The following is a 13,128-nucleotide window of genomic DNA, read 5'->3' on the forward strand; positions in this document are numbered from 1 at the left end:
TCAGCGGGGGATCACGGCGCGGGGACCTCGTCGACGAACGACGTACCGGCACCGCGGTACCCGGCGACCTTCGCCGCGACCTGGGCCGGGGTGAGCACCTGGTCCTTGACGTGCAGGACGTAGTCGACCTGCTGGTCGTAGGCGCGCGGAGTGGTCGACGCCTGGCCGTTCAGGTCGATCAGCCACTGGTTGAAGTTGATCGACATCGGCCGCTCGGGCAGGTACCGCGCGTCGTGGGTGCCGAAGTGCTGCCCGTCCACGTGGTACGTGATGGCGCTGTCGTCGACGGTGACCACGAGGTCGTGCCAGCCCGCGTAGCTCCGGCGCTGCTCCGAGTGCTGGTTGACGGCCTGCCAGGGGTCGGGGGCGTAGGTCTCCCAGGAGGTCGTGTACAGGATGTTCGACGGCTCGCCCCACCCGCCGTTCGGCAGGTACTCGAAGTCGTACTCGGCGTAGTCGTCGGCCATCGGCGCCTTGAGGTCGTTGATGGTGAAGAACGTCTGCACCAGGTGGTCCCCGTCGGGCCCCGACTTCGGCGCGTCGGAGAACCTCACGCGGGCCGCGTAGGTGCCGTTCTTGAACTTCACGGCCTTGGTGAGGACCTCGGTGTGGGTCGTGGACGCGCCGGTGCCCGCGGTGGAGGTCTCCAGGTTCATCACCGAGTTGCCCCCGTCGGAGACGAAGGTGACCTTGGACGGGTCCCAGGTGGCCCCGGGGACACCCGGCCCGCCGGAGTTGGCGCGGACGCTCCAGCCGTGCGCGGCGATGTCGGGGTCGGTGTGCGAGCCGTAGTCGAAGTCGTCGAAGAGGGCCTGCCCCTCGCCGGGCGGGTCCGTCGGGTCGGGCGGATCGGTCGGGTCGTTGCCTTCCGGTGCCGTCCCCCACACCGTGGTGCCGGCGAGCCGGGCGGTGACCTTGTCCCAGTCGGCGTACGAGGTCCGCGTGCCGTCGAACGAGTAGTCGTCGCTCTGCCGGACCGGTTGCCAGCTGCTCTGGTGGAAGCGCAGTTGCATGTCACCCGTGTCGGCGCCGGGCGCCAGTGTTCCGGCCGCCGGAGTGAATCCGATCTCCAGGTAGCGGTCGGCGTTCGCGGTGGGGCTGCTCAGGGTGCCGAATGTGCCGGTGACGACGGAACAGCCACGCACCGCCCAGGAACAGGCGAAGCGGTAGGAGGCGTTCGGTGAGTCCGACTTGAAGTAGTAGCGGATCTTCACCTGACTGAGCCGCACCGCGGAGGAGCCGGAGTTGCGGACCTTGAGCCAGGGCTCCGTCTGGTCGGCGGTGGCGCCGCCCGCGCTGGTGCGGTACTGGACGGTGAGGCCGTCGGCCGTGGGAGCGGCCTGGGCGGGGAGGGCGGCCAGGGCACCGCCGCCCAGGAGAGCCGCGAGGGCGAGCGCCGGGCGGGCGCGGCCGGTGGGGGGTCGGATACTCATGCGGGGTCCTTTCGGTCGGGCTCCCGTTCGTACGGGGGCGTCGGGGGAGGGAGGCCGGTGCTCATCGGATGCCGCCCACCCGCGGCGGCACGGGGAGGCCGGCCGGCGGGCGGGCGTGCGGGACCTCCAGCGCGTCCAGCCGGGCCCGGTGGCCGGCCAGCCGGGAGCTGAAGTCCCCCCAGCCGGACGTGCCGTCCCAGACCCGCTCGGCCAGCGCGCACAGCCGGGGATAGGTCAGGTACTCGATGTGCTCGGACGTCGGCACGAACTCCGTCCACAGCTGGCCCTGCGCGCCCAGCACCCGCGCCGCGACCTCCGGGTCCGGCGTCGGCGGCGCGAGGTCCACGTCGTACACCGCGCGCAGATCGACGATCCCACCGGGCTGGGCGGGCGGTTCCTCCGGTCCGTCGCCGCGCGCGTAGTCGAAGTAGGTGGCCCGGTGGTCGGCCTGGACGACCCGGTGACCGCGCTCCGCCGCCGCGCGGGCGTGCCCCGGTTCGCGCCAGCTCATCACCGTGCACTCCAGGGGAAGGGTGACGCCGTCCTCGGCCCACACGACCGGCCGGCGGCCCGCACGCACCACGTGCTCGGCCATGCGCGCGATGAACCAGGGGTGCAGCGCACGCGGGCCGGGCAGCCCTTCGCGGGCGGCGCGGGCCCGTGCCGCCGGGCTCCGCTCCCACTCGACGGTGGGGCACTCGTCGCCCCCGAGGTGGACGTACGGTGAGGGGAAGACGTCCATCACCTCGTCCAGCACGGTGCGGAAGAAGTCCAGGACGTGGTCGTCGGTGCCGAGGACGTTCTCGCACACGCCCCAGTGCGTCCACACGTCCAGCCGGCGCGTGGGGTCCGTGCCCAGCTCGGGATGGGCCGCGAGGGCCGCGCGCACGTGCCCGGGCACGCCGGTCTCCGGAAGGACCGTCACCCCGCGTTCGGCCGCGTACGCGACCAGCTCCCGCAGCTCGGCACGGGTGTACGCCCCGCCGTGCGGCACACCGTCGAACCGGTCGCTGCCGGCCGGGCCGGCCATCGACTGCGCCCGCCGTCCGCCGACCTCGGTGAGCCGCGGGTGGGCGGCCACCGGCATCCGCCAGCCCTGGTCGTCCGTGAGGTGGAGGTGGAAGACGTTCAGCTTGTGCAGCGCCAGCAGGTCGACGTAGCGCCGCAGGTAGGACACCGGCTGGAAGTGCCGGGCCACGTCGAGCATGGAGCCGCGCCAGGGGTGGCGGGGAACGTCGGTGATCTCCACGGCGGGCAGGTCCCACGGCACGCCGCGCACCGGACGCCCGGACAGGGCCTCGTAGGGCAGCAGTTGCCGCAGTGTCTGCACGCCGCGCAGCAGCCCGGCGGGGCGGGCGGCGCGCAGCAGGGCGCCCCGCGGGCTGACGGTCAGGCCGTAGCCCTCGTCGCCGAGGCCGGTCAGGGCGGGGTCGAGGGCGAGGACGAAGGCGCCGTCCGGTGCGGTGTCCAGCCGCAGCCCTGTCGCGGGGGCGAGGAGCGTGCGCAGCAGGGCCGCGGCCGGTTCGGCTCCCGGGGTCACCCGCAGGCGGGTCGTGTCGTCCAGCCGGAAGCGTCCGGCACGGGTGGAGAGGCGGCGGGGACGGGGAACCAGGGTGAGTTCGGGGCGTGGCAGGTCCACGGGACGGCTCCGTTGGTCGGGGCGGTGCACGGCGGGCGGGGGAGCGGCGTACGCGGTCAGCCCTTGACGCCTCCCGAGGCGAGCCCGGCGGTCACCTGGCGCTGCAGCACGAGGAAGACGACCAGCGCGGGCAGGGCGAAGAGGGTGGAGGCCGCCATGGTGGCTCCCCAGTCGGTGCCGAACGTCGACTGGAAGGACGAGAGCCAGACCGGGAGTGTGCGGCTGTCCTGCTGCTTGATGATGAGGAAGTTGGCGTAGGTGAACTCGTTCCAGGCGGTGATGAAGCCGAACAGCGAGGTCGCCATGAGACCGGGCGCCAGCAGCGGGAAGGCGACCCTGCGGAAGGCGCCGGCCCGGGTGCAGCCGTCGACCTGCGCGGCCTCCTCCAGTTCGGGAGGGATGCCGGCGATGAAACCGCGCAGCACCACGACCGTGAACGGCAGCGTGATCATGAAGTAGATCAGCGTCAGCGTCGGCAGCCGGTCGAGCATGCCGGTGTCCCGGGAGATGATGTAGACCGGGATGATCAGGGACTCCCAGGGCGCCGTCTGGGCGATGAACACCGCCAGCACGAACTGCCGGCGCCCGCGCCACCGCATCCGGGCCACGGCGTAGGCGGCGCCGAGGGCGACCAGCAGGGCGAGCAGCACCGCGCTGAGGGTGACCAGGATGCTGTTGCGCCAGAACAGCACGAAGCCGTCGGCGGCGACCGCCGTCCTGAAGTGGTCGAGCGTCCAGGCGCGGGGGAGCAGCCGGGGGTCGTACGACTGGATGTCGGGGGACGGTTTGAACGCCGTCGTGACCATCCAGTACACGGGGAACAGGCAGATCAGTACGGTGAGCGCGGCGGCGGCGTTGAGCGGGAGGCGTCGGACGGCGCGGCGCGTCGTGGTGCGCGAGGTCCTCACAGCTGCTCACCCTCCTGGCGGAACAGTTGGCGGAAGTAGAGGACGAGGACGCCGCTCATCAGCAGCACCGTCAGCATCGAGGCGGCCGATCCCAGGTCGTAGCGCTGCCCCGCGAGCGCCGTCTGCACGGCGTACACCGGCAGGATCGTGGTGGCCTCGCCCGGTCCGCCGCGGGTCATCACCCAGATCTGCACGAACGCCTTGAACGTCCAGATCACCTCCAGCGACAGCACCAGCATGAAGATCGGCCGGATCAGCGGGAACGTCACCGAGCGGAAGACGCGCACGCCGCCCGCCCCGTCGATCCGTGCCGACTCGTAGAGTTCGGCCGGCACCGTGACCAGGGCCGAGTACAGCGTGATCGCGGCGAAGGGCACGGACTGCCAGACGATCAGGACCACGATGATGGCGAACGCGGTCCCGCCGTGCGCCAGCCACGGGTAGCTCTCGTAGGAGTCGAGGCCGAGGCCGGTCAGCGTCTCGTTGACGATGCCGAACTCGGAGTGGAACAGCCACTGGAAGACGGTCGTGGCCGCCACCACGGGCACCGCCCAGACCAGCACCAGCGAGCTGAGGACCACGGTCCTGGCCACCCTGCCCAATCGCTCGGTCATCAGCGCGACCAGCGTGGACAGCACCATGATCGCGACCACGTTGACGGCCATGAACACGAAGGTGCGGCGCACCACCTCCCAGAACTGCGGGTCGCCCAGCAGGGTGCGGTAGTTGCGCAAGCCCACGAACTCCGCGTCGCCCAGGATCAGTTGGCGCAGCCGGAAGTCCTGGAAGGAGATGAGCACGGCACGGGCCAGCGGGTAGAGCAGCAGGTAGAGCATGCCCAGCACGGCGGGCGCGATCAGCAGGTAGGGCCAGAGGGCTCCCCGCCCGGTCCCGCCGCGCCGAACGGCGCGCCCGGGGGCGGCCGGTGCCTGGCGCCGGCCGTTGCGCGGCACGCTCCTGTCGCGGACGGTCGACACGATGTCACCTCCTCGGTGTGTCGGGGCCGGTCGCGGTCAGGAGCCGCTGTTGAGGGTGTCGGTGATCGCGCGGGACGCCTCGGCCGCCTCCGACTCGGCGTCCCCGCCGGTCAGTACCGCCGTCATGTACTCCTTGATCGGATTCTTCGCCTCGACGGCCGCCCACTGCGGGGTGTTGGGCGTGGCGTGCCCGTTCGCGGCGCCGCCCGCCATGGCCGCGGTGCCGGGGTCGGCGGAGACGGCACCCGCTAGGGTGGTCTTGTTCGGTACGTAGCTCATGGCGACGGCGAGCCTCTTCTGCCAGGCGTCCCCGGTCAGTTCCCGGATGAAGGTGAACGCCTCCTCCTGGTGCGCGGCGACGGCCGGGACGACCAGGTCGCTGCCGCCGGTGAAGACGGCGCCCGGTTCCCCGGCGGTCTTGCCGGGGATCGGGAAGAAGCCCAGCTTCCCCTTGAGTTCCGGGTTCTGCTCCTCGATGACCTCGGCTCCGCCGGGGACGGCGATGAGCTGGGCGACCTGCCCCTTCGCCATCACCTCGGCCTGCGGCGGCCGGGCCTCGTCCGAGTCCTTGGGACCCTTGCCGAGCGCCTGGAGGCGCCGGTAGAAGTCCATCGCCCGCAGCGCCTCGGGACTGTCGAGGCCGCCCTTCCACTTGCCGCCGGACTCCACCGCGAGGTCACCGCCCTCGTCCCAGACGAAGCCGGCGAGGACGTACCAGTTCTGCCCGGGGAGGTAGATGCCCTGCGTGCCGCCCCGGTCGAGCTTGCGGGTGGCGGCGATCCACTGCTCACGGGTTTTGATATCGGCCGGGTCCACGCCGGCCTTCTCGAACAGGTCGGTGCGGTGGATGACCACCCGGTTCGCGGCGTAGTACGGGATGCCGTACTGCTTGCCGTCGTACGAACCGGGCTCCGCGAGCCCCTCGAGCCAGTCGCTCCCGCCGAGCTCGTCCACCCGGTCCGAGAAGTCGGTGAGGCCGCCGCTCTGCGCGTACTGGGCGACCTGGGTGTTGCCGACCTCGATGACGTCGGGGGCGTCGTTGCTGGCCAGGGCGGCGGTGACCTTCTCGCCGATGCCCTCCCACTCCTGGATCTGTATCTCGAGGTCGATCCCGGGATGGGACTTCTCGAAACCGGTCTCGAACTCCTTCTGGAATTCGGCCGAGACGCTGTCGCGCATGAGCCACACGTCGAGCACGGTCCCGCCGCCGCCGGCGTCGTCCGAGTCGTTTGACGACGAGCAGGCGGCGAGCGAGGCGCTGAGCACCAGCGCGGAGAGCAGGGCGAGCGAGCGGTACTTCACGGTTCACCTCTGGGAGGGCTGGAGGGACGAGCTGGGAGGAACGACGTACCCGCGCTTGACCAGTAGAGGTACCAGTGGTTGACCAGTCGGTGTTGGTCGAAGGTGGCATGGACCAATGAGGCCGTCAACCCCTCGCGTACGGGCGGGGTTTCGGCCGAACTGTGGTCGGTGTGGCTGGTTCGTGACCGAAGTGCACAGGTAAACTCAGTTGACCAGCAGACCAGTTACGGGAGTACTGCATGGAGATCGACGCCGCCGCCTCCGGTGCGGTGCTCAAGCGCGAACGCGTACGCGACGCGATCCGGGAGCTCATCGAGGAACGGAACCCGGGGGACGCGATCCCCTCCGAGCGCACCCTGTGCGCCCGGCTCGGGGTGTCGCGCCCCACCCTGCGCGCCGCGGTGGACGAACTGGTGGTCGCCGGGCTGCTCGTGCGCGAGCACGGCCGGGGCATGTTCGTCGCCGCCGAGAAGATCACCCAGGAACTGGTCTCGGACCGGCGGGCCTTCAGCCTCCCGCAGGCCGCGGGCGCCTGGACCAGCAGACTCCTGGAGGTCCGGACGCTGCCCGCGGGCGCCCGGGTGGGCCGCAAGCTGCGCATGTCACCGGCCGCCCGGATCCACTACGTGGCGCGGTTGCGACTGGTCGACGGCTCGCCCATGGCCATCGAGTACCTGCACGTGCCGGCCGACCTGGTGGCCGACCTGACCAGTGAGGAACTGGAGGAGGGGGACCTGTACGAACACCTGAGCGGGCGGCACGGCGTCCGGGTCAGCGAGGCCGTGCAGTCGATCGAGCCCACCGTGGTCACCCGTGCCGAGGCCGACCTGCTCGACGTGCCGGAGCTGTCCCCGGCTCTGCTCTTCGAGCGCCTGACCTCGGACACCCGCGGGCGTCCGGTCGAGTACGTGCACTCCCTCTACCGCGGCGACCGCTACCGCATCGTCTCCCGGCTCACCCTGGGGCCGCGGGACCAGGCCCCGCCTCCGGGTGACGGTCACCATCCGGGCATTCCGCCGGGCGACTTCACGAACGGGGACCCCGTCACGCTCTCGACGCGCGGTGTCGTCCAGGACGGAATGTAGCGCCCCTCGGTGCGCGGAACTGCTCGGAACGGCTTTGCATCGAGCACGTATTGACATGTAACGGCTGAGGCCGCAGAGTCATGCCCCGAAAGCGTTCGACGGTCCGCGACGACCCGGTGCCGCGACCGTCCGTCCGTGCTCGACCGCGCTCGACAACGCCCGACAGTGCCCCGACCGTGATGCCGACCGCCCACGAGGAGTGTTGCCGTCATGTCCGAAACGCCCGCTGTCTCACGCCGACTCCTCCTGGGCGGTGCCGTCGCCACCGGCGCACTCGCGGCCGGGATGACCGCTTCGGCCCCGTCCGTGGCCGCGGCAGAGCCCGCCCCCCGCCGCGGACACGGCCAGAAATCGATGATCGGCGTCCCGTTCGCCGCCCACAGAACCGTCCGCGTCGGCGTCATCGGCCTCGGCAACCGGGGCAGCGGCATGATCACCGGCTGGGCGGCCGTACCCGGCTGCACCGTGACCGCCGTCTGCGACATCCGCGCCGACCGGGCCAAGCGCGCCGCCGACCGCCTGGAGAGCAAGGGCCACCCGCGCCCCGCCGAGTACGGCGGCTCCGCGGACTCCTACGCCCGGATGCTCGGGCGCGACGACATCGACCTCGTCTACATCGCCACGCCCTGGGAGTTCCACTACGAGCAGGGCAGGGCTGCGCTGCTCAGCGGCAGGCACGCCGTCGTGGAACTCCCCGTCGCGACGGAACTGCGCGAACTGTGGGACCTGGTCGACACCTCGGAGCGCACCCGCAGGCACCTGATCCTGTCCGAGAACTGCAACTACGGCCGCAACGAACTGGCCATGCTCAAGGCCGCGCACGACGGCCTGTTCGGGGACATCACCAACGGCCACGGCGGCTACCTGCACGACCTGCGCGGACTCCTCTTCTCCGACACCTACTACACCGACTCCTGGCGACGCCTGTGGCACACCCGCAGCACCGCGTCCTTCTACCCCATGCACGGCCTGGCCCCCATCGCGGCCGCCATGGACGTCAACCGCGGCGACCGCATGACCACCCTGAGCGCCACCTCGACCGCCCCGAAGGGCCTGGCCGACTACCGCGCACGCTTCGTCCCGAGGGACCACCCGTCCTGGAAGGAGAAGTACATCAACGGCGACCTGGTCACCTGCATGATCGAAACGGCGAAGGGCAGGACGATCCGCGCCGAGCACGACGTGAGCTCGCCCCGCCCCTACAGCCGGATCAACACCCTCGCCGGCAGCCGCGGCATCGTCGAGGACTACGCCGGACCCGCCCCGACCGGCGCCCGGATCTACGTCGAACCGGACCACAGCGGCCACACCTGGCGCGATTTCGAGGGATACCGCAAGGAGTACGACCACTGGCTCTGGCAGAAGGTCGGCGACGACGCGGCCAACAACGGCGGCCACGGCGGCATGGACTACGTGCTGCAGTGGCGCATCGTCCAGTCGATGCGCGCGGGGCTGGTGCCGGACATCGACGTCTACGACTCGGCGGCCTGGTGCTCGCCCGTCCCCCTGAGCGTGAAGTCGCTGGCCAGGGGCGGCCGTCCGGTGGAGATCCCCGATTTCACCAGGGGCGCCTGGCGTGAGCGCAGGCCCGGCCTCGACTCGGAGCCCACCGACATGCCGCCCGTCGGCTGACCCCGGGACGGAGCACAGCTCCCGCCACGGCTGCCCCACGGGAGCTGTGCTCCGTCGCACCGGACGCCGCCTCAGCGTTCGCGCAACCGGCCCAGCCCTTCCAGCGTGCGCGCGGCGGTACGGGCCAGACGCGGCCGGTCCCGTACGAAACGGCGAGCGGCACGCACCGGCTCCCGCCCCAGCCGCTGGAGGGCACCGCCCGGACCCGGGCGTACCACGGCGCCCTCGTACACCCTGAGTTCACCCGTCTTGAACGACTCCTTGTAGCGCGCCGGCCCGCTGCCCAGGTCCACCGTCCCGATCCCCTCGGCGGCCGCCGCCTCCAGCATCCGCCACTGGAGCAGGACCCCGGGGGAGTACTTGCCGAACGCCGGGTCGTACGCCGGGAACCACCAGGACAGGAACGTGGACGAACGCAGCCCGAAGTGGGCCGCCACCGGCCGGTCGGCGGCGTAGAGCACGGACAGCACACCGCGGCACTCGGGATCCTCGCCTCTCGCCAGCAGGTCCACCAGCCGGATGATCCACGCCTGCGCGAACCGGTCCCGCCGGCCCGTCCGCCGGTACTGCGCGGACTTCCATCCCATGAGCGTCCGCAACGCACCGGGATCCGGGTCGTCGTACACGAAGCGGACCGGGCCGACCTGACGGGACAGCCTCCGCTCCTTGGCCAGGGTCTGTTTGCAGAAGCCCGGTGAGCGGCGCCGCAGTTCCTGCGCGTACCGTTCGAAGCCGCCGCCGAGGTCGACGACGGGGGAGGCCAGCTCCTCGGCCGAGTGCGCCGAGAACAGGTCCTGGCCCGCTTCCAGATTGTCGAACTCGAAGGACGACAGGCCGCAGGCCCGCAGCAGCGCGCGGGCGTCGAGACGGATGCCCGGGCCCAGCACGGCACCCTGGCTGTCCGACACCCCCAGCCCGATGGCCCGCCCGCGCCCCGCCAGGCCCCGCTCGTGCGGGAAGTACCCGACCGGTAACCCGTCCTCCCGCAGCACCGCCACGCGGGCCTGTGCCCTGACCGCCCCGACGGCCGCGGTGAACGCGGCATCCATGAAGGGATTCGCCGGGGCTCCCGAGGCCGCCCTGATCTCCCGCCAGATCTTCCGGTCGTCCGCGCCGAGCTCTCCCGGCGCGACCACGTCTATGCGCTTGCTGGACACTCGCCTGCCTCCTGCGTCGTCTGACTGCGGACACGCGAAGGCCTGCTGGACACCGCGGCACGGGGCAGTACCCGGCCCGCGCGGCACAGGCCTCGTCGGTACTGCCGTTGCTCAGCAGCGGAACGTCTGCAACGCGGGCACGCCCCGGACGGCTTCGTCGGCTCCCGCGGCGCGGGCCCGCCCCGGCGGTCGGTCGGTCGTGCCGTCCTGCCCCGCTGATCGGGCCCGCGCGGGGGCGCCCGCCGGGACGTCGTCCCCCTGGACCGGCCGTTCCCGTGCTCCTCGGCGACCGGGCGGCGGCCGGCCGGAGCACGGGGTCCTCTTCCCACGGGCCCGGTGCCCCGGCCCGCTCGGCCACCGAGGACGACGCCGCCGTGCCCCGGTCCGGCAGCGGCTCCACGGACCCCGCTGGCTGCGGGGCGACGAGGTGGAGCAGTGCCAGTGCCAGCAGAACCGCGGCCGCTGCCCATCGACGCCGCACAGTCGGGCTCCTGACTGCCGATCCGGCGGGGGCTGACATACTGGCCGACACCGGACCAGTCCCCCGAATACACCCAGTCCTTCTTCCAGTAGGCCGGGGGCGACCAGCCCCGTCAAGCCCGGGTGACACGAACCGGTACGCGGGGCTCGCCCCGACGGACGCAGTGCTCCGGTTCGGTCTCGCACCGGGTGTCCAGTGCGCGTGGACGCCCGCCGTGGGGCGCCCTACCGAGCCAGGACCGACGCCGGTCCCATCACGACGACCGGCTCCTTGTCCGGGTCCAGGACGTTGAGCAGCGCGCGCATGTGCTCCTCGCTCAGCGACACGCACGCGTTGGTCGGCCCCTGGTGATCCACGTGGATCCAGACACCGCCGCCCTTGTCCTCACCCAGCGGGCGGGTCTTGTCCAGCGGGGTGGTGCCGGGCACCCGGTTGTAGTCGATGGCGATCACATAGTCGAACGAACCCTCCAGCGGCTCGCCGAGATGTCCCGTGCCCGACACGGCGAACTCCGGGTCCTGGTCGTAGGGGAGCCGGGTCCCCGGGTCGGGCAGCCTGCCCCCGGCGTCGCTCAGGCGGAACACGCCGACGGGAGTGCGCAGGTCGCCCGCCTCGTGGTCCTCGGTCCAGCCGCGCAGTCCGTTGTGCGCGGGCCACGGACCCGCGACGGCACGCCAGCCCCGCGCGGGGTACCGCTCGTACACGACCGCCTTCGCCCGGTTCGAGCTCTCCGTCGCCCCGGTGACCACCAGCGCCTGCCGTGAGGCGTCGGGGAGCCGGGCGCGCACTGCCGGTCCGACCCCGGGCAGCGGGCGGGGGAACGAGCGCGGGGCACCGGCCTGCGCCGACGCCGGAGGCGAGGCGGACGCGCCGGGCGGCTGCGAGTCCCGGGAGGAGCCCCCCGACGGCTGCTGGGCGCACCCGCTCCCCAGCACGCCGGCGCACACGACGGCACCGATCAACAGGGCCGGCGCTCTTCTGACGGTCATATCGTTCTCCGACTCCGTGAGTGGACTACTCATTGCTTCACCACTAACGGAACCGGGTTGTGCGGCCGCTTCGCCCTCTCCCCCGTATGGCGCAGGAGCCCCCCCCCGCGCGACCGCCCGCAGAAAGCCCCGGAGACACCGGTCCGCCACGCCGTCACCGCCTCCTTGGCGCAACATCGTTCCCGCTCGGACCCCTTACTCACTGGTGGGGCCCGGACATGCCGTGTAGCGTCAGCAGCAGATGTCGTGGTTCGCCCAGACCGCCCGCCCAGGAGTGCGGGCGGTTTGCTGTGCAATGCCGGAGGACCAGGACGACCACCTCCGGGTTCGCGCGGTGCGAACTCGATAACGGCTGAAAGGCAAAAGGCATGGCCAGCGGAACTGTCAAGTGGTTCAACTCTGAAAAGGGCTTCGGCTTCATCGCGCAGGACGGCGGCGGCCCCGACGTCTTCGCGCACTACTCCAACATCAACGCCCAGGGCTACCGCGAGCTGCAGGAAGGCCAGGCCGTCACCTTCGACATCACCCAGGGCCAGAAGGGCCCGCAGGCGGAGAACATCACCCCCGCCTGACCGGGAGACCGGAGTACGAAACACGGTGCCCGGGAACCGCTCGGTTCCCGGGCACCGTGCCGTCGGCGCACCCATGCCGACACGCGGTCACACGAACGCGGTCACACCGCCGTCAGCGAAGGCCTCGCAGGAACGCGATCAGTGCTGCGGTGAGCTGCGCGGGCGCGTCCTCCTGGACGAGGTGGCCCGCACCGGCGACCGGCTCCCACCGGGCGCCGGGGACGGCGGTCGCGAGTTCGCGTCCCTTGTCCACCGGGATCCAGGCATCGTCCTCGCCCCAGCAGACCAGCGTCGGTACACGGATGGCCGGGTAGCGGTCCTGGATCTCGTCGGTGTGGCGCTGGTCGGCCTGGGCGATCTGCCGGTAGAAGGCGGACTGGCCCGGTTCGCCGAGCCACGGCCGCACCAGCCGGTCCAGCACCGCCGGATGCAGCCCCGGGCTGCTGGCGGACCCCACGTACTCGCGGACCAGAGCGCCGTGCAGCGCCGACGGCAGCTTCTCGAAGACGTCGGCGTGGTCGCGTACCAGCCGGAAGAACGGCGACCCCCAAGGAGCCAGTGCCACCGGGTCGACCAGGGCCAGGGCCCGGTAGTCGGCGCCGTGCAGCAGATGGGCGCGCAGCGCCACCGCGCCGCCGAAGTCGTGGGCGACCACGACGGGCTCCGCCAGACCCCAGTGGGCCAGCAGCTCGGTGAAGACCCGGCCCTGCGCGGCCAGGGATACGTCCTGGCCGGCGCACTTCTCCGACATCCCGTAGCCCGGCATGTCCCACACGAACACCTGGTGGTCCCGCGCCAGCGAACCGGCCACCGCGCGCCAGACGTACGAGGAGAACGGCGTGCCGTGCAACAGGACCAGCGGCGGCCGGTCCGCCCCGCCCAGCCGGTTCCACCGGACGGTTCCGGTGCTGCCGGCGAAGGTTTCGGGCAACGTCCAGTCGGCCATCTGCGTG

Annotated in this window: 10 protein-coding genes and 1 pseudogene; 3 read left to right on the forward strand and 8 right to left on the reverse strand. The window is 71.9% G+C overall.

What is annotated here, in order from left to right; translation table 11 throughout:
* Window positions 1–11 precede the first annotated feature (11 nt).
* The 5 genes and pseudogenes from ACLIN4_RS33130 to ACLIN4_RS33150 all read right to left on the reverse strand — a co-directional run bounded on the left by ACLIN4_RS33130 (window position 12) and on the right by ACLIN4_RS33150 (window position 6,259).
* On the reverse strand, window positions 12–1,433 hold the full coding sequence (locus tag ACLIN4_RS33130) for a cellulose binding domain-containing protein (protein ID WP_411576506.1): 1,422 nt from the start codon (window positions 1,431–1,433) through the stop codon (window positions 12–14).
* Window positions 1,430–3,072, reverse strand: a pseudogene (locus ACLIN4_RS33135) (beta-N-acetylhexosaminidase). Before ACLIN4_RS33135 ends, ACLIN4_RS33130 begins: the two are co-directional and overlap by 4 nt.
* A 56-nt stretch (window positions 3,073–3,128) precedes the next feature.
* Window positions 3,129–3,980, reverse strand: a complete 852-nt coding sequence (locus tag ACLIN4_RS33140) for a carbohydrate ABC transporter permease (RefSeq protein ID WP_107478638.1) — start codon at window positions 3,978–3,980, stop codon at window positions 3,129–3,131.
* Window positions 3,977–4,957, reverse strand: coding sequence for a carbohydrate ABC transporter permease (locus ACLIN4_RS33145; protein ID WP_381914971.1), 981 nt, complete (start codon window positions 4,955–4,957; stop codon window positions 3,977–3,979). Before ACLIN4_RS33145 ends, ACLIN4_RS33140 begins: the two co-directional genes overlap by 4 nt.
* 36 nt (window positions 4,958–4,993) lie before the next feature.
* A complete protein-coding gene (locus ACLIN4_RS33150; protein ID WP_411576507.1) occupies window positions 4,994–6,259 on the reverse strand; it encodes an extracellular solute-binding protein in 1,266 nt (421 codons plus the stop codon).
* A gap of 239 nt (window positions 6,260–6,498) precedes the next feature.
* Here ACLIN4_RS33150 and ACLIN4_RS33155 point away from each other — a divergent pair, with 239 nt between their 5' ends.
* Both ACLIN4_RS33155 and ACLIN4_RS33160 read left to right on the forward strand, forming a co-directional pair.
* The gene (locus ACLIN4_RS33155; protein WP_100047494.1) at window positions 6,499–7,344 is read left to right on the forward strand and encodes a GntR family transcriptional regulator; all 846 of its coding nucleotides are present in this window, start codon (window positions 6,499–6,501) and stop codon (window positions 7,342–7,344) included.
* Between the two features lie 210 nt (window positions 7,345–7,554).
* A complete protein-coding gene (locus tag ACLIN4_RS33160; protein WP_411576508.1) occupies window positions 7,555–8,976 on the forward strand; it encodes a Gfo/Idh/MocA family protein in 1,422 nt (473 codons plus the stop codon).
* A gap of 71 nt (window positions 8,977–9,047) precedes the next feature.
* Here ACLIN4_RS33160 and ACLIN4_RS33165 read toward each other — a convergent pair whose 3' ends face one another.
* Complete coding sequence (locus tag ACLIN4_RS33165; RefSeq protein ID WP_381914966.1) at window positions 9,048–10,133, reverse strand: GNAT family N-acetyltransferase; 1,086 nt, start codon at window positions 10,131–10,133, stop codon at window positions 9,048–9,050.
* A 705-nt stretch (window positions 10,134–10,838) separates the two neighbouring features.
* On the reverse strand, window positions 10,839–11,603 hold the full coding sequence (locus ACLIN4_RS33170) for a L,D-transpeptidase family protein (RefSeq protein ID WP_289909934.1): 765 nt from the start codon (window positions 11,601–11,603) through the stop codon (window positions 10,839–10,841).
* A 368-nt stretch (window positions 11,604–11,971) separates the two neighbouring features.
* Here ACLIN4_RS33170 and ACLIN4_RS33175 point away from each other — a divergent pair, with 368 nt between their 5' ends.
* Complete coding sequence (locus ACLIN4_RS33175) at window positions 11,972–12,175, forward strand: cold-shock protein (RefSeq protein WP_003978336.1); 204 nt, start codon at window positions 11,972–11,974, stop codon at window positions 12,173–12,175.
* Window positions 12,176–12,287: 112 nt separating this feature from the next.
* On the opposite strand, the gene ACLIN4_RS33180 is transcribed toward ACLIN4_RS33175, so the two are convergent.
* Window positions 12,288–13,121 (reverse strand): alpha/beta fold hydrolase, encoded by an 834-nt coding sequence (locus ACLIN4_RS33180; protein ID WP_107478634.1) that lies wholly within the window; start codon window positions 13,119–13,121, stop codon window positions 12,288–12,290.
* Window positions 13,122–13,128 lie beyond the last annotated feature (7 nt).

The sequence above is a fragment of the Streptomyces mutabilis genome, assembly GCF_046628145.1.
GTDB classification, from domain to species: Bacteria; Actinomycetota; Actinomycetes; order Streptomycetales; family Streptomycetaceae; genus Streptomyces; species Streptomyces mutabilis.